Raw genomic sequence first — 19,224 nt, 5'->3', positions numbered from 1 at the left:
CCGCCGTAAGCACCCTCGATCAATCGTCCATGGACTTCATGATGCCGCCCCGGCCGCGGCCTTTCAGGCGGCCTGACCGAAGCCGGCCGCGGCCGGGTCTGCCTCGCGCAGCGGGGTGAAGTCCACGTCCAGCTTCGGGTCGTACGCCTCGGGCTGGATGCCGAGCTCGTGCGTGCTGTACTCGCCGAACCGGTTGATGTGCTCGGTCAGGTACGGCGAGATGTGCGCCAGGTCCTCCGGCTCGATCGTCCAGCCCTCCTCCAGCAGGTGGCGGACGATCTCGGCGATGTCCAGGGCATTGTGAAAAATGACCGCGTTCGTGAGCAGAGCGTTGAATTTCATCGCCTTCTCCTGCTCGACCGGGTCGTTGTCGGCGATGACGCCGCGGTTGCCGAAGCCGACCCATTGGGAGAACCGGTTGAACGACTCGACTTTGTTCGTCGCCGCGGTAACCCGCCTGCGCAGCGGCGCGTCGGAGGGGTAGCGCAGCAGTTGCACGGTGCGGATCACACGGCCGACCTCGCGGAACGCGGCGTAGGTGGCGTTCTTCTTGGAGCCCGACCGCAGCCGCTTCAGCAGCGTGGAGGGGAGATCGCCCCCTCGCGCACCGAGACGGCCACCCGCATCGGGGGCCGGAACTGCGATTCGATCAGGTCCCAGTCGATCACGTAGCTTGAACCGCGGATACGGGGTCCGCTCGATCGAGGTCACAACCCACTCCAGGCCCCAGACGATGGTCAACATCACCACCAACGACACTGAGCCGAACGGGTGACGGGCCGGGCCTCTCAGCGGTTCAAGATCATCCCATGACCCCTTTTGGGCTCACCTCGGCGATCCCCCCAAACGACCCCTCACCCAGCCGACGCAACCAGCGAGACGGCTCAGGGCGCGGCCGGAAAACCCCGCTACTGTGCCGGCCACATGCCCCGAGTGGGCCGCTGCCGGGCGCCGCCCGCAGCATGTCCCGATCCGTCGCACCCCGAGAGAGGTCCGCGGTCCGCATGAGCTACACGCTGCACCGAGGGGATGCCCTCACCGTGCTCAAGACCCTGCCCGACGAGAGTATCGACGCGGTCATCACAGACCCGCCCTACAACAGTGGTGGACGCACCAGTTCGGAGCGCACGAGCCGCTCCGCCCGCGCCAAGTACGTCACCGCCGGATCCGCGCACGACCTGGCGGACTTCCCCGGTGAGAACCGTGACCAGCGCTCCTACCGGTCCTGGTTGACCGAACTGCTCACCGAGTCCTATCGAGCGGCGGTCAATCACGCGGTGTGCATGGTCTTCTCCGACTGGCGCCAGGCTCCCACGACCTCCGACGCCCTGCAGATGGCCGGCTGGACCTGGTCCGGCACCATCCCCTGGAAGCCCGCCTCCCGCCCCCGCAAGGGCGGCTTCAAGCAGTCCGCGGAGTTCATCGCCTGGGGCGTCAAGGGCAGCCTCGACAACAGCCGGAAGCTGTATCTGCCCGGCCACTTCATCGCCTCCCAGCCGCGCAAGGACCGCGTCCACATCACCCAGAAACCCATCGAGGTCATGCGGCAACTCGTCCGTATCTGCCCAGACGGCGGCACCGTCCTCGACCCGTTCACCGGCAGCGGCTCCACCGGGGTCGCCGCCGTGCGCGAAGGCCGGCACTTCCTCGGCGTCGAACTCTCCGCCCACTACGTTGGAATCGCCGAACGCAGGCTGCGAGGCGAGCTGACCCAGGACGACTTCACTCTCGCCGGACCGGAGAAATAGCGGTCACCAGAGGCACGACACTGAAGCGGGCAGGCCACGGACGCCGAGGTACGCCGGTCCACCGAACGCCAACCGGCCAATCCTCAGCCACCGAAGTTGCCGTACTGATCGAGCAGGTGGACCCTGCTGAGCGCCGATCTACAACCGCGCGGGTGCTTCGATCCGTGCCGGTGAACCCGTCATCGTCCCCATGGGAGGAACCTCAGACGTAGGGCTGGCCTCCAGCCCACTACCCCACAGCACTGGTCCGAAGCCGAGCCGGCCGGCGCTACGCGGCGGCCCCTTCATCGACAGACGGCCCCCACGCCACCGCCGGCAGTGAGGGGCCGCACCGTCCGAGTCGGGGATTGCCCCGGTCGGCCGTAGAGGCCGGGCCTGCCTCTGTCCGGCCCACGCGTAGGGCATACCGCGATCACGTCGCCCGGGTCTCGCCGCCCGCTGTAGGCCACATGGGGGACAGCCCGCACAGGGCGCCCCGCGTGAGCCCGCGGTGAGCCCGGACGCCGTTGGACGCCGTATCACCGCAGAGTCTGAGGCGGACAGTCCACCGCCTCAGACCTCCATGTACGGGACGGGGTGGCATCACCCGTCATCGTCCGGCAGGGAATCCTGGCGACTCATAATCCGTGGGTCGTGGGTTCGAGTCCCACCCGCCCCACCCTGAGCGTCCCGCACGGCCTTCCACGCTCTCTCCCCCCGCCCGGCGGCCCGACTGCCGGGCCCGGTCCCACGGGCGAGAGGAGCGTTTCGAGGAACAACGACCGTCGCCGCGGGAAGTCACCCTCGGCTCCTTCTCCTCCCCGTGTGACCGAGCGTCATGGCGCGGTCTGCCTACTTCTGTCGTCGTCGCATCCGATCGGGTGATCACCGATCCGAAGGACCCTCGTGTGCTCGATTCCGGCGAGGCCGCCCCCTACGTTGTCGCTCGTCCCCCTCCGCCGGGGGAGCCGATCGGGGCAGGGACCGGAAGGATGGACGGCGTATGCCCGTCAACGAGGGCCCGGAGCCCCTGCCCACCCGTGGCAGGGCCGGCGGGGTTCCCGGCGGCCTCGGTCCCAGGGTCGAGGAACGGGTGACGGCGGCGGGCCGCGCCCCGGAGGGCTTCGCCGCCCCGGACCGGGCCCGGCTGGTTCTCCTCTCGCTCATCCTGGTCTCGGCGGTCGCCAATCTGAATCTGTCCGTGGCCAATGTGGCGCTGCCCGACATCGGCAGGGCCTTCGACGCCTCGCAGGCCGGGCTCGATCTCGTCGCCATCGGCTACTCGCTGGGCCTGGCCGCCTCGGTGATCTACCTCGGGGCGATCGGCGACCGCCATGGGCGCAAGATGATGCTCGTGCTGGGGATGGCGCTCTCGGTCCCGGCCTGCCTGCTGGCCGCGTTCGCGCCGAGTGTCGGTGTGCTCGTGCTCGCCCGCGTCCTGGGCGGTGTCTCGGCGGGCATGGCCTTCCCGACGACGCTGGCGCTGATCACGGCATTGTGGTCGGGGTCGCCCCGCACCCGGTGCATCGCGCTGTGGTCGGGCGTGGGCGGCGGGATCTCCGCGGTCGGCCCGCTCGCCGCCGGCGCGGTGCTCCAGCACTGGTGGTGGGGCTCGGTGTTCCTGATCACCCTGCCGCTGGCCGCCGTGGCACTGGCGATGGCGTGGTTCTTCGTGCCGAGCCATGCCAACGAGGCCGAGGGCCCCGTCGACAACCTCGGTGGAGTGCTGTCCATCGCCTTCGTGGCCTCGCTCGTCCTGGCCATCAGCTTCGCCCCCGCCCCGGGCCGGACCGATGAGACGCTGGCGCTCGCGGTGGCCGCCGTACTGACCGGAGCCGCGTTCTTCGTCCGCCAGCGCAAGGCGTCGGCCCCGCTCTACGACCTCCATGTGGCCGGGCGGCGCGTCTTCTGGGTGGCGGCGTGCGCGGGAATGATCGTGTTCGGAACGCTGATGGGCTCGCTCTTCGTGGGCCAGCAGTTCCTGCAGAACGTGCTCGGCTACTCCACCCTCGAGGCGGGGGCCGCCATCCTGCCCGCCGCCGTCCTCATGGTGCTGGCGGCGCCGCTGTCGGCCAGGGCCGTCAATGTCCACGGGTCAAGATTCGCGCTCCTCGCGGGCTACGGCTTCTGCCTGCTGGGCTTCGTCACCATGCTGGTGCTGTGGAAGGAGGGCGCCCACTACTGGAGGGTGGCGCTGGGCTATGCCCTGGTCGGCGCGGGGGTCGGCCTGGCCGGCACACCGGCGTCCCACTCGCTGACGGGCTCCGTGCCGGTGCGCAGGGCCGGTATGGCCTCGGGGACCGCGGACCTCCAACGAGACCTCGGCGGGGCGGTCATGCAGTCGATCCTGGGCGCCCTGCTCGCGGCCGGGTACTCCAGGCAGTTCGCGAAGGCGATCGGCGGTGCGCCGGATCAGCAGCGGATCTCCGACGGTGTGCGGAACCAGTTGGAGAAGTCGTTCTCCGGTGCGTCCCAGGTGGCCGAGCGATATCCGCGCTACGCGGAGGAGATCACCCACGCGGCCAGGGGGTCGTTCCTGTCGGGCTCCGACTGGGCGTACGCGGCGGGCATCCTCTCCATCCTTCTCGGCGCCTCGCTGGTGTTCTTCCTCTTCCCGGGCCGGGACCGGGAGAAGGAACTCCTGGCGGGGTACGCCGCCGAGGACAGCGGAAAGCGGACTCGCCCACGTTCACGGTGACGCGATCAGGGCGGACCCGGTGAGGGCGGACCCGGTGAGGGGGACCACGACGCCGATGATCACGGCGACCGCGGCGAAGGTCCCCCGTGGTGTTGACCCTCCCTCCCGACTCCTGGTTGAGTGGCTCATCCACTGATCCACTCGTCAAGGAGTTCCGATGGAGACGCTGCCCAGGGAAACGATCGTCGACGTGCTCGAGGGCCGTCTGCGTGAGGAGATCCTGGCCGGGCGGCACGCCGCCGGCAGCTACCTCCCACCGGAGCGGGAGCTGGCCGACGGCTACGGCGTCACCCGGACCACGCTCAAGCACGCCTTCGGGCGTCTGGTCCAGGCAGGTCTGCTGGAGACACGGCACGGCGTGGGCACCCGGGTCAGGGACTTCGCCCGGCTCGGGGGCGCCGATCTGCTGCCGATGCTGGTGCGGCACAGCCCCGACTGGCTGGGGGAGATCTTCGAGGTCAGGCGCAGCGTCGGGGCGCTGATCGCCGAACGGGCGGCAATGCGGGCCACCGCCGGGCAACGGGCCGAGTTGCGCACCCTGTTGGACGCCGTACGCGAGGCCGACAGCGCCGACGCGGTCCAACTCGCCGACGTCGAGGTGCACCGGGCGCTCGCCCGCGCCACCGGCAACCGGGTCTACGCCCTGCTGACCAACACCCTCTTCAACGCCTACCTGCCCGTTCGCAAGCAGCTTGCCGGGCCGTTCCAGGACGCTGAGGCCGCGCACGCCCGGTTGGAACCGGTGGTCGACGCCGTGGAGGTCGGCGACGCTCCCGCTGCCCGGTCCGCCGCGGACGCCTACCTGTCCGCCACGGAAGAGATCATGCTCGATGGGCTGCGTACCGCTGGGGACGCCAAGTGAGCGCCCGGGGAACGGACTTCAGCGAGACCATGCTGGGCACCGTATGCCTGGCCGGGGAGGCCGAACCCCGGCGGATGCGGCTGGACCTCACGGCCCGCGCCGACGCGGTGCTCCTGCCGCACCGCACGACTCAGGCGAGGCTCACCGGCCGGGTGCGGGTCACCGGATGGGCCGACGACGCGGATGCCGAGGGGGAGTTGGAGATCTCCCCGATGGCCCGGCGGCGGATCCGATACCGGCTGGACTTCACGGCGGACGGTCGGCGCTACCGCCTCGACGGCTGGAAGTCCGTCTCACCGCGCAGGCCGCTGAAGTCCATGACCGTACTGCCGTTCTCGCTCAACGAGGTGAAGGAGGTGAACGAGGTGAAAGAGGTGAAGGAGGCCAAGGAGGCGAACGAGGTGAAGGAGGCGAAGGAGCTGGGCGAGGTGAACGAGGCGAACGAGATGAAGGAGGTGCACGAGTCCGGCGAGCCCGCGCAGACCCCCTCCGGCGCGGATGACGGCCGGAACGCCGGTGAAGGCATCCTGCGCTTCCCGCTCGCGACCGGTCTCGTCCCCTTCCTCACCGGCTTCCGCTTCCCCCGCCGCGACGACGCCGATGAGCACCTGGCGCCCCGCTGGGACGGCACTCCCGGCCGCACCGAGGTCTGGTACACCACGGCGACCGACCCGGTCACCGGCACCGGCCTCTGGCTGCACCATGAACTCACCGCGCCCACCGACGGCCAACCCGCCTTCGCCCACGGCTGGGTCGCCCTCTTCCCTGCCGAAGGCCCCGTCGAACACGCCCGGTTCGGGCCCGAGCCCTGGAGGCCGAACGGGACCGGGTTCGCCGCCTGCGAGGTGGAGGCCGGACCGGGGCGGCTGCGCGGAAGCGCGGGACCGTTCCGCTGGGACCTCGCCGAACAGCCCTGCTCGGAGCCGCTGTTCACCTTCCCCCGCTGGTCCTGGCGGCGGCCCGTACTGCCCGCCGCGCAGATCGTCCCGTCACCGCGCTCCGCCTTCACCGGAACGGTCGTCCACAGCGGTGGGGAGCTGCGCCTGGACGGGGCCGTCGGAGCCACCGCCCGCGTCTACGGCCATGGCAACGCCCGCCGCTGGGGCTGGCTCCACGCCGACCTCGGAGGCGGAGACGTGCTGGAGGTCGTGGCCGCCGTCTCCACGCGCCCCGGGCTGCGCGGCCTTCCACCCCTGGTCTTCCTGCGGCTGCGCAAGGACGGCCGCACCTGGCCGCGAGGAGCCCTGCGCAGCGCCGTCGGCCGGGCGGGGCTCGGCCGGTTCCGGGCCCGACTCGGGCTGCCCTCCTGGACCGTCACCGGCCGAGCCGGTCTGCGCCGTATCCGGATCGAGGTCACCCAGCCCCCCGAGCGCACCCTCGCCCTGGACTACGCCGACCCCGACGGCAGCCCCGCGGTGTGCCGCAACAGCGAGACCGCCGATGCCCGGATCGTTCTGGAGCGCTGGTGGGGGCACTGGCGCTCCGAGGCCCAGTGGGCGCTGGACGGCACCGCGCACGCGGAGGTGGGGGAGCGATGAGCCGCGCCCTCGACGGCCTCGTTGCCGCCCTTCTCGCCAACGACGGCAGCGCCGTCTGGCCGGCTGCCGTTCCACGGCGCCTCGATTCCGTGCTCGCGGCCATGCCCCCGGCGGCCCGCGCCGCGGTCCGGGGAGCCGCGGCCACCGCCGACGCCTACGCCGCGGCACGCACCGGCCGCCGCCTGCACGCCCTCACCCCCGCGGAACGTGAGGACGTCCTCGCGAGCGTGCGTGCCCGGCCGGCGCTGAGCCGACTGCTCGACACCGTGAAGGTGCCGGTGCTGCTGGCGGCGGGCACGGAAAGGATGCTGAACGAGGCCCGGCCGCCCGCGATCACCCCCGCGGACGACCCCGAACTCGACTGCGTGCCCTCCGCGCACTGGCCGGACCGCTCGACGGCGGACGCCGTCGTGATCGGCTCGGGCGCGGGCGGCGCCATCGCGGCCCGCACCCTCGCCCGGGCAGGCCTGCGCGTCGTCGTCCTGGAAGAGGGACGCAGGCACACCACGGCCGAGTTCGGCCGCAAGGCGCCGCTCGACCGTTTCACCGAGCTGTACCGCGACGGAGGAGCGGCCGTCGCGCTCGGCGATCCGCCCGTCGTCATCCCCACCGGCCGAGCCGTCGGGGGCACCACCCTGGTCAACTCCGGTACGTGCTACCGCACTCCGGAACATGTCCTGACGCGCTGGCGCGAGGAGTTCGGCCTCGCCCTGGCCGACGCGGCCGGCTTCGGTGCCCGGCTGGACGAGGTCGAACGGGCCCTGCGGGTCGCCACCCAGCCCCTCGACGTCCTCGGCTCCAATGGCCTGCTCGCCCTGCGGGGCGCGGACCGGCTCGGCTGGCGGGCAGGACCGCTGCGCCGCAACGCCCCCGGCTGCAAGGGCTCCTGCCAGTGCGTCGCCGGATGTCCGACCGGCGCCAAGCAGAGCGTGCAGCTGTCGGTGCTGCCCGACGCCTGCGCGGCGGGCGCCAGGATCGTCACCAGCGCCCGGGTGCGGCGTGTCCTCGTCGATCCCGACCGGCCGGGCGGCCCGTGTGCCTCGGGTGTGGCCGCGGTGCGCCCCGACGGCACCTCCTTCGAGATCCTCGGCCCGCTCGTCGTCGTGGCGGCGGGAGCGCTGGAGTCCCCGCCCCTCCTGCGGCGTTCCGGGCTCGGACGCCATCCCCGGCTCGGCCGCAACCTCGCCATCCACCCCGCCATCAGCGTCGCCGGGCGCTTCCCCGATCCGATCACTCCTTGGCGGGGCGTGCTCCAGAGCGTCGGCGTCGAGGAGCTCCACCACGACGGCATCCTGATCGAGGCGACCGCGCCACCGCCCGGCATGGGCTCGTTCGTCCTGCCCGGAGCGGGCCGCGAACTGCGGGACGAGCTCGACGACTCCGCGCGTCTGGCCACCCTCGGCGCGATGATCGCCGACCGGCCCGGCGGCCGTGTGCTGGGCAGCACACGCACTCTGCTGCGATACGACCTCGACCCCCGTGACGCCGGACGGCTCCTCCGGTCGATCCGTGCGATGGGCGAACTGCTCCTCGCCGCGGGGGCGCAGGAGGTCCTGACCGGGCTGCCGGCCACACCCCGGATCCGTTCCACCGCCGAACTGGACGCGGCACTGGTCGGTGTGACGGCTCGTCAACTCCATCTGTCGGCGTTCCACCCCACCGGCACCGTCGCCATGGGCGCCGACCCGCGGACCGCCCCCGCCGACGAGGAGGGATGGCTGCGTGGCGTTCGGGGGGTGCTGGTCGCCGACGGATCGCTGCTGCCCAGCTGCCCCGAGGTGAACCCCCAGCTCACCGTCATGGCCGCCGCCCTGTCCGTGACGGAGGCCGCCGCCGCGAAGCCGTAGAGGCCGAGAGTCCTGGTCGGAGCGTCGTCAGAACAGCCCCGTCTGCGTCTGCGGCCCCTGCCCGGGAGGGGCGAACGGTTTCGAGGGGGCCGTGGTCTCCGGCTGCCCGGGGACCACCGTGAGGCTCCACCCCGACAGCAGCCTGGCGTCGAGAAGCGTCCTCCCGCCCGGCGAGGCGAGGTAGAGGTCGTGCCCCACCACGGCCGCCACCTCGCCCCTGACGACGGCCTCGGGCGCCAGCGCCGTGACGACCGACTCGGCGGGGCGGAAGGTCTCGACTCCGAAGTCCGCCGCATGGTCGACCGGTTGGAAGGGCGAGGGCTCAACGGCCTCGGGCCAGTCGGGCAGTTCCACCGCCCGCCGGTGCAGACCGGCGAGCCTGTCCGCCCGTTCCTCGGGCGAGGGAAGGGACGCGAGCGCGACGCGCTTGTCCGCCGAGGGGATACGGTCCTTGACGCCGAGCACCGAACCGAGCACGGCCTCGGTCCGGCGAGCGGCCATCAGCGGGCCCCTGCCGAGCCGGGTGAACGTGATCGCGCCCTGCTCCAGCAGCCTGGCCCGTCCGCGCTGCTCCGCGGTGATCCCCACTTTCAGCAACTCGGGGCCGAAGTAGGCGAGATAGACCACGAAGGTCCGAGGGTCATCGGCGTGTGTGTCCGCGGCGATGGAGAACGAACGGTCCAGGCGGGCGCAGTCGGCGCACTGGTCGCTCATCGTGGACGGGGTGATCGCCGCTCCCGTGGGGCAGGCCGTGTGGCGGCCCGCCCGCCACACCCCCACACAGGTCCTCTCCCCGATGGCGGCGAACGCCAGACGCCTGCCCCGGGACAGGGGGCTGTGGCGGTCGCCATGACGAGGGGAGTGCCACGTCAGGGCCGCCTCGTCCTCGTTCCAGCCCAGTCCGGTGCACCGCCAGTCGCTCATCGGCTCGCGAGCTCCAGAACCCATTCGGCGACGGCGTCCGTGAACTCCGGCCCCGGGACCTGCCCCTGGACGAGCACCTGGTGGTAGAGCGGGCCGAGGAGCGCATCGAGGAGCCGTTCCGCCGTGGCCGCTTCCACCTCGCTGCCCGTCTCCCTGTCCAGCTCCGCGCCTGCGTGCCGGGCCAGCACCGCCCGCAGCCCCGCAAGATCCCGCTCCCTCTGCTCGCGCACAAACCCCTCGCGCAGCCTCCGCGCCGTCCGTTCGTCGAGCTGGGCATGGCCGAGCAGCGCCTGGAGCACCTGCCCCGGGGGACTCGCCAGGAAGTCGGCGACGCGGCGCAGTTGGGCCTTCAGCTCCTCCTCCGGGGTGCCGCGGCCCCCTTCCCATGCCAGGGCCTCGGGAGCGTCGTCCGCGATGGTGTCCAGGAGGATGTCGACCTTGGACTTCCACCAGCGGTAGATCGTCTGCTTGGACACCCCGGCGCGGGCCGCGATCCCCTCGACGGTCACACCGTCGAATCCCCGCTCCACCAGCAGATCGTCCGCCGCGCGGAGCACCGCGAGGCGGGCGCTCTCACTGCGCCGAGGACCGGTCCGGCTCACCACCGGCGGGGGCGTGCGGGGGGCGTCGCGTTCGCCTTCACCGTTGCGTGCTGCGCTGATGGCCATTCGCCTTTCGGGGGTCGGGGACGGAGCCGATTTTGGCATACCGGATCACCGCGCCCTCTTCCGTCGGCCGAGGCTGACCAGCACCGCGAGGGCGAGCAGCGCCACCAGCCCGCTGAAGATCCCGCCCGCCGGGCGCAGACTGGTCAGCTCGATGAGCACGCCGACTCCGACGGCCGGCAGCGCCAGCATCGTGTAGAGGATCGCGAAGAACGTCGAGAAGGCCTCCCCGCGCCGCTCGGCGGCGACCCGGGTGGCGATGGTGCTGACGCCGTGGCCGACCGCCATACCGGTGGCCAGACCGACGACGGCGGCGCCCGCGAACAGCGGTGCCAGTGATTCGACGGCCATGGCGGTGGCGATGAGAGCCGCCGCGGCGATCAGCCCGGCGCAGGCGACGGTCAGTGCCGTGGAGGGTCTGAAAAGCCGCACCAGCAACTGGCCCAGAGCCGTGCAGAGGAACGCGGTGAAGACGACGGCGCCGGTGAGGGTGTGACTGGTCGAGTGCAGGACGGTGCCCAGGAAGAGCCCGGTCACGGAGGTGAGCACCCCGAGGACGGCGAAGCCGGCTCCGGCGGCCATGGCGGACCGCAGGAAGGCGCCTCGGATCTCCTGGGGAATCCTCAGTCTCTGCCACCTCAGTTCGAATCCTGACCGGAATTCGGCGCTCTCCCGTCCGGCCAGCACCCAGGCCAGCGCGATCAGGGACAGGGCGAGGCTGACCACCCACGGTGTGCGCAGCGGCCAGGGGGCGGCGTCGGCCAGGATTCCGGCGAGCAGGGTCCCGGACGCGAGGCCGCCCATATTGGCGAACAGCGCCACGGTGGCGGGCCCGACCCGGCCGCCGGAGGGCATCAGCTCGGTGATCGCCGCCGTGGCCGAGCCGGTGATCAGGGCGGCGGCGAAGCCGGAGAACACCCGCCCGACCAGCATCACCGTCACATCCTGCGCGGCCAGGAAGACACCCGCAGCGAAGGCCGACAGCAGGGCGGCGATGGCCATGACCGGCCGCCGCCCGATCTGATCGGACAGGCGGCCGAAGGCGAGCAGGCCGACCACCACGCCGATGGCGTAGACGGCGAAGACGACGGTGACCGTAAGGGAGGAGAAGTCGAACGCGCGCTCGTAGAGCGGGTAGAGCGGCGTCGGGATGGTGGTGCCCGTCATGGTCGACCACAGCGCGAACGCGGCGGCCGCGGCGGCGGACCTCGTGCCGCGCGGCGGCGGATCGGATGGGGCGTGGTCCACGGGTCTCTCCTCGGTCGGCTGCCCGAGAAATACTAGACGCAACGTCTCGTCTATTCCAGCCGATGGGCCCAGGCCCTGAGCGAGTCCATCCGGAAGGCGGTGGAGGCGGCCCGAGGGCGGGGGTGGTGACGACCCTCCGGCGGCGCGCCGGAGGAGGTTTACTTGACAATCTCAATTATGTAGGTGCATCGTTGGTTGAGGTATTGAAGCTTTCCCCCGCACGCCCACGCCCCGAGGAGAGACCGACCCCCATGTCCCAACTGCCCACCACCGGCCGCGAAGTCCATCTGCTCTCCCGCCCGCACGGGTGGCCCACCCATGAGGACTTCGCCGTCCGGGAGGCTCCCACCGCCGAACCCGAGCCCGGGCAGATCCTGGTGCGCAACCTCTACATGTCGGTCGACCCCTATATGCGCGGCCGGATGAACGACGTGAAGTCCTACGTCCCGCCGTACCGGCTCGACGCCCCCATGGAGGGCGGAGCGGTCGGCCGCGTCGTCGCCTCCAAGGCCGAGGGATTCGAGCCCGGTGACCATGTCCTGCACGGCCTCGGCTGGCGCGAGTACGCCCTCGTGGAGGCCAAGCACGCGGTCGAGGTCGACCCGGACGTGGCTCCGCTCAGCGCCTACCTCGGCGTCCTGGGCATGCCGGGCCTGACGGCGTACGCGGGCCTGCTGGAGGTTGCCCAGCTCAAGGAGGGCGACATCGTCTTCGTCTCCGGCGCCGCCGGCGCGGTGGGCAGCCAGGTCGGCCAGATCGCCAGGCTCAAGGGCGCCTCGCGCGTCATCGGCAGCGCCGGCTCCGCCGAGAAGGTGCGGGTGCTCGAGGAGGAGTACGGCTTCGACGCCGCCTTCAACTACAAGGACGGCCCCGTCGGCGAGCAACTGGCGAAGGCGGCTCCCGACGGCATCGACGTCTACTTCGACAACGTCGGCGGCGACCATCTCGAGGCGGCCATCGACGCGTTCAGGGTGCACGGCCGCGCCGCGGTGTGCGGGGCCATCGCCCAGTACAACGAGACCGAGCCGCCGCCCGGCCCGCGCAATCTGACGCAGCTGATCGGCAAGCGCCTGCGCCTGCAGGGCGTGCTGGTGCGTGACCACGCCCACCTGCAGGGCCAGTTCGTGGAAGAGGTCGGCGGCTGGATCCGCGAGGGGAAGCTGCGCTACCGCGAGACGGTCGTCGAGGGCATCGAGAACGCGGTGGACGCGTTCCTCGGCATGCTGCGCGGCGAGAACATCGGCAAGATGATCGTCAAGATCCCCGAGTAGGCGTCCGGACCCCTGATCGGGGCATCGCACGACGCCGCACAGCCAGGCGCCCCCGGACCGCGGACGCGGGCCGGGGGCGCTCCGCGTTTCACCGCGGCCCCCGCGTCTACGCGTGCTCCTTGAACGCCACCTCGTACAGGACACGCGCCAGCGTCGCCTGTCCCCGCACGCTCGGATGGAACCAGTCCCACGGGCTCAGATCGCCGATCGAGAACCGCAGCGCGTGCACCGCCCCGCCGTCGAAGGTGCAGGACGGGTACTTGGCGCAGGAGCGCCTGAGCACCTCGTTGTACTCGTCGACACGCTCGCCGACCGACGCCCGGCGCTCCTGGTCGTTCACCGCGGTCGAGTCGGGGCGGCTCAGCATCGAGGGGCAGATGCCGAGGCGCCACACCTGCTTGGCCAGGGGGTTCTGCCGTCCGACCTGCCACAGGTGCTCCAGATCGGGGACACTGGCCACGAGGACGCGGGTGTCGGGGAGTTCCTTGTGGAGCGTGGAGAGCGAGTCCTCGAAGTCCTGGCGGAACTCCGCGGTCGGCGTCATGGCCCCGGTGCTGCTGCGGCAGGCGTCGTTGGCGCCCATCAGGACCGCCACCATGTCCGGCCGCTTCTCCACCGCTTCGTCGATCTGGCGGGGCAGGTCGGACATCCTGGCGCCGCTCCTGGCCAGGTTCCAGCTGTTCCTGACGGTCTGCCCCGCCTCCTTGCCGGACCCGGCGCGGTGGCCGCCGCGTGAACTCTTCGGCCGCAGCCGGGACGCCAGGCTGCCGACCCGGTCGTCCGTGCCCGTGACCCAGGAGACCTCGGGGCAGTCGGCGAGCACTGAACACGCGTCGAACCCACGGGTGATGGAGTCACCGACCGCGGCCACCGTTCGGGGCATCTTCTTCCACACCGGCGGAGGGTGGTGCGAGGCCGCTGTGCGAGCGGGTGAGGCCGAGGCGGAGCGGGTCGAGGGATGGTCGGCCGAACCACAGCCGGCGAGCAGCGCGGCGACCGCCGCAGCGGCCACGCAGGCGCCCCGGCGGCGCGGGGCTTGCTCTCGCATCGAACTCCCCTCGGACGAGCGGGTGATATCCGGTTGGGCCCGACGGTACGTCACTCTTCAGGCGTCCTTGCACGGTAGCGTTTTCCCCGAGTGTCGTACGGATGCGAACCCGCTGCGGCGTGAAGAAGATCACGGAGCGTACTTTTGGCTTGAAATGAGTCACGCCCTGTCGTTACATGTCCCCTTTGTGCGCCTTTGGTGTCGGTAGCGTTTACCGAATGTCACTTCGGGAACTGGTATGACAGTGACCAATGGGGCACAATGTCTGTCCTGAATCGAGCCCGCCAGGCGAACGGGCACGAGGCCGCTGGGGAAGGCGAACCTCGTCCACAGTCTGGAGGTCCCGGTGACGACACGTGGAGTTCTGTACGTGCACTCCGCGCCGCGCGCGCTGTGCCCGCACGTCGAGTGGGCCGTCGCGGGCGTGCTCGGCGTGCGCGTAAGCCTTGACTGGATCCGCCAGCCGGCCTCGCCGGGCACCTGGCGGGCCGAGTTCTCCTGGCAGGGGGAGCCCGGTACGGCGTCCAAACTGGCGTCCGCGCTGCGGGGCTGGCACCTGCTCCGCTTCGAGGTGACCGCCGAGCCGTGCCCGACCGCGGAGGGCGAGCGCTACAGCAGCACCCCGGAGCTCGGCATCTTCCACGCGGTGACCGGCATGCACGGCGACATCCTCATCCCCGAGGACCGGCTGCGTGCCGCGCTGTTGCGTGCCCACAACGGGGAGGCGGACCTCGAGGCCGAGATCGCCAAGCTCCTCGGGAAGCCCTGGGACGACGAGTTGGAGCCCTTCCGGTACGCGGGGGAGGGCGCCCCGGTCCGCTGGCTCCACCAGGTGGTGTGACGCCCCGCACCCACGGCACGGCGCAGCGGTCGCGGCCCGCCGTTCCCATCGCGCACACCGCGCACCGCAGATACGCGGGGGCCCGGCGGATTCCGCCGGGCCCCCGCGTATGTGTGCGAGCGTCCACCCGCTACAGCGGGATGTTGCCGTGCCGGCCACGCCTCGCCGGGGCCTCGGCGATGGCGCGGGCGATGGCCTTGCGGCTGGCGTCCGGCTCCACGACCTCGTCCACGACGCCGAGTTCCATGGCCTTGTTCAGACCGCCGGCCACGATCTCGTGCTCGGCCGCGAGTTCGAGCTCCACCTGAGGCTTGAGCTCGTCCGGCACCTCGGCCAGCTTGCGGCGGTGCAGGATGCGCACGGCCGCGACCGCGCCCATCACCGCGACCTGCGCGGTCGGCCAGGCGAACACCTTGGTGGCGCCCAGCGAGCGCGCGTTCATCGCGATGTACGCGCCGCCGTACGACTTACGGGTGACCAGGGTGACCCGCGGGACGACGCACTCGGCGAACGCGTGCAGGAGCTTGGCACCGCGGCGCACCACACCGTCCCACTCCTGGCCGACACCCGGCAGGTACCCGGGGACGTCCACGAGCACGACCAGCGGAACGCCGAACGCGTCGCACATGCGCACGAACCGCGCCGCCTTCTCCGCCGAGGCGGAGTCCAGGCAACCGCCGAGGCGCAGCGGGTTGTTGGCGACCACACCGACCGTGCGCCCGCCGAAGCGGCCGAGCGTCGTGGTGATGTTCGGCGCCCACTTCGCGTGCAGCTCCAGCCCCGGCTCGTCCAGGACACGGGCGACCAGCGGGTGCACGTCGTAGGCGCGCTTGGGGGACTCCGGCAGCACGTCGGCGAGCGCGCGCTCCTCGACGGAGTCCACGTCCAGCTCGCCCTGGTTGCCGAGCAGGTCGGCCAGGCGCCTGGCCTGGTCGATGGCGTCGCGCTCGGACTGCGCGAGCACGTGCACGACACCGGAGCGGCGGCCGTGCGGCTCCGGGCCGCCGAGACGCGCCATGTCCACGTCCTCGCCGGTCACCGAGCGGACCACGTCGGGTCCGGTGACGAAGATCCGGCCCTCGGGGGCGAGGATGACGACGTCGGTGAGCGCGGGACCGTACGCGGCGCCACCGGCCGCGGCGCCGAGCACCACGGAGATCTGCGGGATCCGGCCGGAGGCCTGGATCATCGCGTTGAAGATTCGGCCGACCGCGTGAAGCGAGCCGACGCCCTCCTGCAGCCTTGCGCCACCCGAGTGGTAGATGCCGATGATCGGCGCTCCCTCGGCGACGGCGCGGTCGTAGGCGCGGACGACGACGTCGCACCCGTCCATGCCCATGGCGCCGCCCTGCACGGTCGGGTCGGACGCGAACGCGACGACCTTGGTGCCGCCCACGGTGCCGATCGCGGCGAGCATGCCCGAGCGGTCGTACTCCGAGATCTCCTGGTAACTGCCCTCGTCCAGCAGGGCACGAAGGCGGATCCGCGGGTTGCGCGGGTCGCTGTCGCGGTCCGGTTTGGCACCCTTGGCGGGCGCGGCCACCGGGGCCGCGTTGGTGATGGTCATGTCCGTTTGGCCCCTTTACGACCGGCGGAAGGCCAGGACGACGTTGTGGCCGCCGAAGCCGAACGAGTTGTTGAGGGCCACGATGGTGCCCTCGGGCAGTGCCCTCGGCTCGCCGAGCACGATGTCGGCGTCGGCCTCGATCTCGGCGTCGAGGTCGTCAACGTTGATCGTAGGGGGAGCCGTGCGGTGATGCAGCGCGAGAACCGTCGCGACGGTCTCGATACCACCCGCACCGCCCAGCAGATGACCCGTCATCGACTTGGTGCCGGAGATGGCCACGTGGTCGAGGTCGTCGCCGAGCACCTTGCGCAGTGCCTTGATCTCGGCGGTGTCGCCCTGCGGGGTCGAGGTGGCGTGGGCGTTGATGTGCACGACCTCGGCGGGCTTGACGTCGCCGGTGTCGAAGAGGTTCTGGAGGGCGGCCGCGACGCCGCGCCCGGTGGGCTCGGGCTGGGCGATGTGGTGGCTGTCCGCGGACAGCCCCTGCCCGACGGCCTCGCAGTAGACCCTGGCGCCGCGCTTGGCGGCGTGCTCGGCCGACTCCAGGACGACCACGCCGGAGCCCTCGCCCAGCACGAAGCCGTCACGGGCCTTGTCGTAGGGGCGCGAAGCGCGCTGCGGGTCGTCGTTGTTCTTGGACATCGCCATCATGTTGGCGAAGGCGGCGATCGGCAGCGGGTGGATCGCGGCCTCGGTGCCTCCGGCAACCACGACGTCGGCGCGGCCGGTGCGGATCATCTCGATCGCGTAGCCGATGGCCTCGGCGCCGGAGGCGCAGGCGCTCACCGGGGTGTGCACGCCCGCCTGGGCGCCGATCTCCAGTCCTACGTTGGCGGCCGGGCCGTTCGGCATGAGCATCGGCACGGTGTGCGGGGAGACCTTGCGGACGCCCTTCTCCTTGAGCACGTCGTACTGGTCGAGCAGGGTGGTCACCCCACCGATGCCCGACGCGATGACCGCGCCGAGCCGCTCGGGGGCGACCTGGCTGCCGTCCGCGGGGGCGGTGAAACCGGCGTCGGCCCATGCCTCGCGGGCGGCGATCAGTGCGAACTGCGCCGAACGGTCGAGCTTTCGGGCCAGCGGCCGGGGCAGGACCTCGGAGGGGTCCACGGCCACCGGTGCGGCGATGCGCACCGGCAGTTCCGCGGCCCACTCCTGCTCCAGAGCCTTGACTCCGGACTTTCCGGCGATCAGGCCATCCCAGGTCGATGCGCTGTCGCCACCCAGCGGGGTGGTCGCGCCGATACCGGTGACGACCACGGTGCGGTTGGTCGCGTTCACAGGAATTGTCTCCACGTGTCGGTGTGAGGATGTGCGGCGCCACGCGAGGTGGCGACAGGCGCGTCGTCCTGGCGGGTGCCCGTCAGGGTGTGACGGGCCGGGCTGTCAGCCCTGGGCCTTGAGGATGTAGTCCACGGCGTCGCCGACGGTCTTGAGGTTCTTCACGTCGTCGTCCGGGATCTTGACCTCGAAGCGCTCCTCCGCGGCGACAACGACCTCGACCATGGACAGCGAGTCGACGTCCAGGTCGTCGGTGAAGGACTTGTCCAGCTCAACGTCCTCGGTGGGGATACCGGCGATCTCGTTGACGATCTCCGCGAGACCCTCGACGATCTCGTCCTTCGTGGCGGCCATCAGGCGCTCCTTCGTTGTGTTGCTTCTGCGGGGGTGGTGTGAACGGATCGCGGATGCGGTCCGCTACGGGAGGGTAACGACAGTGGCTGCGTACACGAGACCCGCCCCGAAGCCGATGACGAGTGCCGTGTCACCGCTCCTGGCCTCGCCGGCCGCGAGCAGCCGCTCCATCGCCAGCGGAATGGAGGCGGCGGAGGTGTTGCCGGTGGTCTCGACGTCACGCGCCACCGCCACGTGCGGCGGCAGCTTCAGTGCCTTGATCATCGAGTCGATGATGCGCATGTTCGCCTGGTGCGGGATGAACACATCCAGGTCGTCCGCGGTGATCCCGGCCGCGTCGAGCGCCTGCTGGGCCACCTTGGCCATCTCGTAGACCGCCCAGCGGAAGACCGTCTGGCCTTCCTGACGGATCGCCGGGAACCTGTCCGGGCTTCCCTCGCGGTACTCCTCCCAGGAGGCCGTCTGCGAGATCGTCTCGGACTTGTCGCCCTCGGAGCCCCAGACGACCTGGCCGATGGCCGGCTCCTCCGAGGGGCCGACGACGACGGCACCGGCGCCGTCGCCGAAGAGGAACGCCGTGGCGCGGTCGGTCAGGTCCGTCAGGTCGGACAGGCGCTCCACACCGATCACCAGGACGTGTCCGGCGCTGCCGCCGGTGACCATGTCCTTGGCGAGGTTCAGGGCGTAGGTGAAGCCCGCGCAGCCCGCCGAGATGTCGAACGCCGCCGGCTTGCCGGCCCCGACCCGGTGCGCGATCTCGGTGGCGATGGCCGGGGTCTGCTTGAAGTGCGAGACCGTGGCGACCACGACCGCCTCGATGTCCTCGGCGTCGATACCCGCGTCGGCGATGGCCTTGCCCGCGGCGATGAGCGACATCTCGGCGACGGTCTCGTCGGGACCGGCCCAGTGCCGGGTGGCGATGCCGGAACGGGAGCGGATCCACTCGTCGCTGGAGTCGATGTGCTTGAGGATCTCCTCGTTGGGCACGACACGCGACGGGCGGTATCCGCCGACGCCGAGGATCCGCGCGAACGCGGCACCTCGAGGCGATGTGATCTTGGCGGTCATAGCAGGGGGCGTCCCTTCCTGGAACGGCTGCGTGGGCGGGGGGCTGGGGGCCGTCGGTGCGGCGCCTTACTCCGGGGACGCCTCGGGGTGGAGGCGGAGCAGGGGCTGTCCCGGGGAGACTGGGTCGCCGTCCTCCACCAGCCATTCGACGACCGTACCGCCGTGCTGCGCGGCCACGGCCTGCTGTTCGCGGTTGTTGGCGACCACGGCCACCTCGGTGCCCGGGGCCAGGACATGGCCGGGCCTTATGTCGCTGACCCGCACGATCCCCTTGAACGGGGCCAC

At 71.5% G+C, this 19,224-nt stretch carries 16 protein-coding genes; 7 read left to right on the top strand and 9 right to left on the bottom strand.

The genetic code is table 11. The features are described from left to right. Nucleotides 1-63: 63 nt before the first annotated feature. Nucleotides 64-744, bottom strand: coding sequence for a Tn3 family transposase (locus IEY86_RS01415; RefSeq protein ID WP_229698094.1), 681 nt, complete (start codon nt 742-744; stop codon nt 64-66). A 260-nt stretch (nt 745-1,004) separates the two neighbouring features. Here IEY86_RS01415 and IEY86_RS01410 point away from each other — a divergent pair, with 260 nt between their 5' ends. The 5 genes from IEY86_RS01410 (at nt 1,005) to IEY86_RS01390 (ending at nt 8,672) form a co-directional block, all read left to right on the top strand. Further along, nucleotides 1,005-1,748 carry a DNA-methyltransferase gene (locus tag IEY86_RS01410; RefSeq protein ID WP_189129569.1) on the top strand — a complete coding sequence of 248 codons (744 nt, stop codon included), beginning with the start codon at nt 1,005-1,007 and terminating at the stop codon, nt 1,746-1,748. A 982-nt stretch (nt 1,749-2,730) separates the two neighbouring features. Beyond that, nucleotides 2,731-4,425, top strand: a complete 1,695-nt coding sequence (locus IEY86_RS01405; RefSeq protein WP_189129568.1) for an MFS transporter — start codon at nt 2,731-2,733, stop codon at nt 4,423-4,425. Nucleotides 4,426-4,582: 157 nt separating this feature from the next. Continuing rightward, nucleotides 4,583-5,287 carry a FadR/GntR family transcriptional regulator gene (locus tag IEY86_RS01400; RefSeq protein WP_189129567.1) on the top strand — a complete coding sequence of 235 codons (705 nt, stop codon included), beginning with the start codon at nt 4,583-4,585 and terminating at the stop codon, nt 5,285-5,287. A gap of 29 nt (nt 5,288-5,316) precedes the next feature. Beyond that, nucleotides 5,317-6,825, top strand: coding sequence for a tocopherol cyclase family protein (locus tag IEY86_RS36120; RefSeq protein ID WP_229698093.1), 1,509 nt, complete (start codon nt 5,317-5,319; stop codon nt 6,823-6,825). Next, a complete protein-coding gene (locus IEY86_RS01390) occupies nt 6,822-8,672 on the top strand; it encodes a GMC family oxidoreductase (RefSeq protein WP_189129566.1) in 1,851 nt (616 codons plus the stop codon). The genes IEY86_RS36120 and IEY86_RS01390 overlap by 4 nt, the downstream gene beginning before the upstream one ends. Nucleotides 8,673-8,699: 27 nt before the next feature. Here IEY86_RS01390 and IEY86_RS01385 read toward each other — a convergent pair whose 3' ends face one another. Genes IEY86_RS01385 through IEY86_RS01375 form a run of 3 tightly spaced genes read right to left on the bottom strand, consistent with a single transcriptional unit; the run spans nt 8,700 to nt 11,509 of the window. Continuing rightward, nucleotides 8,700-9,596, bottom strand: a complete 897-nt coding sequence (locus IEY86_RS01385; RefSeq protein WP_189129565.1) for a DUF2797 domain-containing protein — start codon at nt 9,594-9,596, stop codon at nt 8,700-8,702. Further along, entirely contained in the window at nt 9,593-10,264 is a 672-nt protein-coding gene (locus IEY86_RS01380) for a TetR/AcrR family transcriptional regulator (protein WP_189129564.1), read from the bottom strand. The genes IEY86_RS01385 and IEY86_RS01380 overlap by 4 nt, the downstream gene beginning before the upstream one ends. A gap of 45 nt (nt 10,265-10,309) precedes the next feature. Beyond that, on the bottom strand, nt 10,310-11,509 hold the full coding sequence (locus IEY86_RS01375; protein WP_229698066.1) for an MFS transporter: 1,200 nt from the start codon (nt 11,507-11,509) through the stop codon (nt 10,310-10,312). A 251-nt stretch (nt 11,510-11,760) separates the two neighbouring features. On the opposite strand from IEY86_RS01375, the gene IEY86_RS01370 reads away from it, so the two are divergent. Next, nucleotides 11,761-12,780: an NADP-dependent oxidoreductase gene (locus tag IEY86_RS01370; protein ID WP_189129563.1), complete on the top strand. Its 1,020-nt coding sequence runs from the start codon at nt 11,761-11,763 to the stop codon at nt 12,778-12,780. 106 nt (nt 12,781-12,886) lie between these two features. On the opposite strand, the gene IEY86_RS01365 is transcribed toward IEY86_RS01370, so the two are convergent. After that, nucleotides 12,887-13,828 carry an SGNH/GDSL hydrolase family protein gene (locus tag IEY86_RS01365; RefSeq protein WP_189129562.1) on the bottom strand — a complete coding sequence of 314 codons (942 nt, stop codon included), beginning with the start codon at nt 13,826-13,828 and terminating at the stop codon, nt 12,887-12,889. Between the two features lie 346 nt (nt 13,829-14,174). On the opposite strand from IEY86_RS01365, the gene IEY86_RS01360 reads away from it, so the two are divergent. After that, nucleotides 14,175-14,669: a DUF3145 domain-containing protein gene (locus tag IEY86_RS01360; protein ID WP_189129561.1), complete on the top strand. Its 495-nt coding sequence runs from the start codon at nt 14,175-14,177 to the stop codon at nt 14,667-14,669. Nucleotides 14,670-14,799: 130 nt separating this feature from the next. Here the strand turns inward: IEY86_RS01360 and IEY86_RS01355 are convergent, their stop codons facing one another. The 4 genes from IEY86_RS01355 to IEY86_RS01340 form a co-directional block, all read right to left on the bottom strand. Then, nucleotides 14,800-16,236 (bottom strand): acyl-CoA carboxylase subunit beta, encoded by a 1,437-nt coding sequence (locus IEY86_RS01355; protein ID WP_189129560.1) that lies wholly within the window; start codon nt 16,234-16,236, stop codon nt 14,800-14,802. Between the two features lie 15 nt (nt 16,237-16,251). Then, the gene (fabF, locus tag IEY86_RS01350; RefSeq protein WP_189129559.1) at nt 16,252-17,517 is read right to left on the bottom strand and encodes a beta-ketoacyl-ACP synthase II; all 1,266 of its coding nucleotides are present in this window, start codon (nt 17,515-17,517) and stop codon (nt 16,252-16,254) included. Between the two features lie 105 nt (nt 17,518-17,622). Further along, nucleotides 17,623-17,871, bottom strand: a complete 249-nt coding sequence (locus IEY86_RS01345; RefSeq protein WP_189129558.1) for an acyl carrier protein — start codon at nt 17,869-17,871, stop codon at nt 17,623-17,625. A gap of 63 nt (nt 17,872-17,934) precedes the next feature. Then, nucleotides 17,935-18,939 (bottom strand): ketoacyl-ACP synthase III, encoded by a 1,005-nt coding sequence (locus IEY86_RS01340; protein ID WP_189129557.1) that lies wholly within the window; start codon nt 18,937-18,939, stop codon nt 17,935-17,937. Nucleotides 18,940-19,224 lie beyond the last annotated feature (285 nt).

Source organism: Wenjunlia tyrosinilytica, from assembly GCF_014646055.1.
Lineage (GTDB): Bacteria > Actinomycetota > Actinomycetes > Streptomycetales > Streptomycetaceae > Wenjunlia > Wenjunlia tyrosinilytica.
The sequence above is the reverse complement of the archived record's forward strand: the minus strand, read 5'-3'. Positions and strand labels throughout refer to the sequence as shown.

What these genes read in the sequence shown, in the direction of transcription:
- IEY86_RS01380 (WP_189129564.1), bottom strand. Translation starts at nt 10,264, where the DNA reads ATGGCCATCAGCGCAGCACGCAACGGTGAAGGCGAACGCGACGCCCCC.
- IEY86_RS01410 (WP_189129569.1), top strand. Translation starts at nt 1,005, where the DNA reads ATGAGCTACACGCTGCACCGAGGGGATGCCCTCACCGTGCTCAAGACC.
- IEY86_RS01340 (WP_189129557.1), bottom strand. Translation starts at nt 18,939, where the DNA reads ATGACCGCCAAGATCACATCGCCTCGAGGTGCCGCGTTCGCGCGGATC.
- IEY86_RS01405 (WP_189129568.1), top strand. Translation starts at nt 2,731, where the DNA reads ATGCCCGTCAACGAGGGCCCGGAGCCCCTGCCCACCCGTGGCAGGGCC.
- IEY86_RS01355 (WP_189129560.1), bottom strand. Translation starts at nt 16,236, where the DNA reads ATGACCATCACCAACGCGGCCCCGGTGGCCGCGCCCGCCAAGGGTGCC.
- IEY86_RS01400 (WP_189129567.1), top strand. Translation starts at nt 4,583, where the DNA reads ATGGAGACGCTGCCCAGGGAAACGATCGTCGACGTGCTCGAGGGCCGT.
- IEY86_RS01365 (WP_189129562.1), bottom strand. Translation starts at nt 13,828, where the DNA reads ATGCGAGAGCAAGCCCCGCGCCGCCGGGGCGCCTGCGTGGCCGCTGCG.
- IEY86_RS01345 (WP_189129558.1), bottom strand. Translation starts at nt 17,871, where the DNA reads ATGGCCGCCACGAAGGACGAGATCGTCGAGGGTCTCGCGGAGATCGTC.
- IEY86_RS01390 (WP_189129566.1), top strand. Translation starts at nt 6,822, where the DNA reads ATGAGCCGCGCCCTCGACGGCCTCGTTGCCGCCCTTCTCGCCAACGAC.
- IEY86_RS01415 (WP_229698094.1), bottom strand. Translation starts at nt 744, where the DNA reads ATGTTGACCATCGTCTGGGGCCTGGAGTGGGTTGTGACCTCGATCGAG.
- IEY86_RS01385 (WP_189129565.1), bottom strand. Translation starts at nt 9,596, where the DNA reads ATGAGCGACTGGCGGTGCACCGGACTGGGCTGGAACGAGGACGAGGCG.
- IEY86_RS01370 (WP_189129563.1), top strand. Translation starts at nt 11,761, where the DNA reads ATGTCCCAACTGCCCACCACCGGCCGCGAAGTCCATCTGCTCTCCCGC.
- IEY86_RS36120 (WP_229698093.1), top strand. Translation starts at nt 5,317, where the DNA reads ATGCTGGGCACCGTATGCCTGGCCGGGGAGGCCGAACCCCGGCGGATG.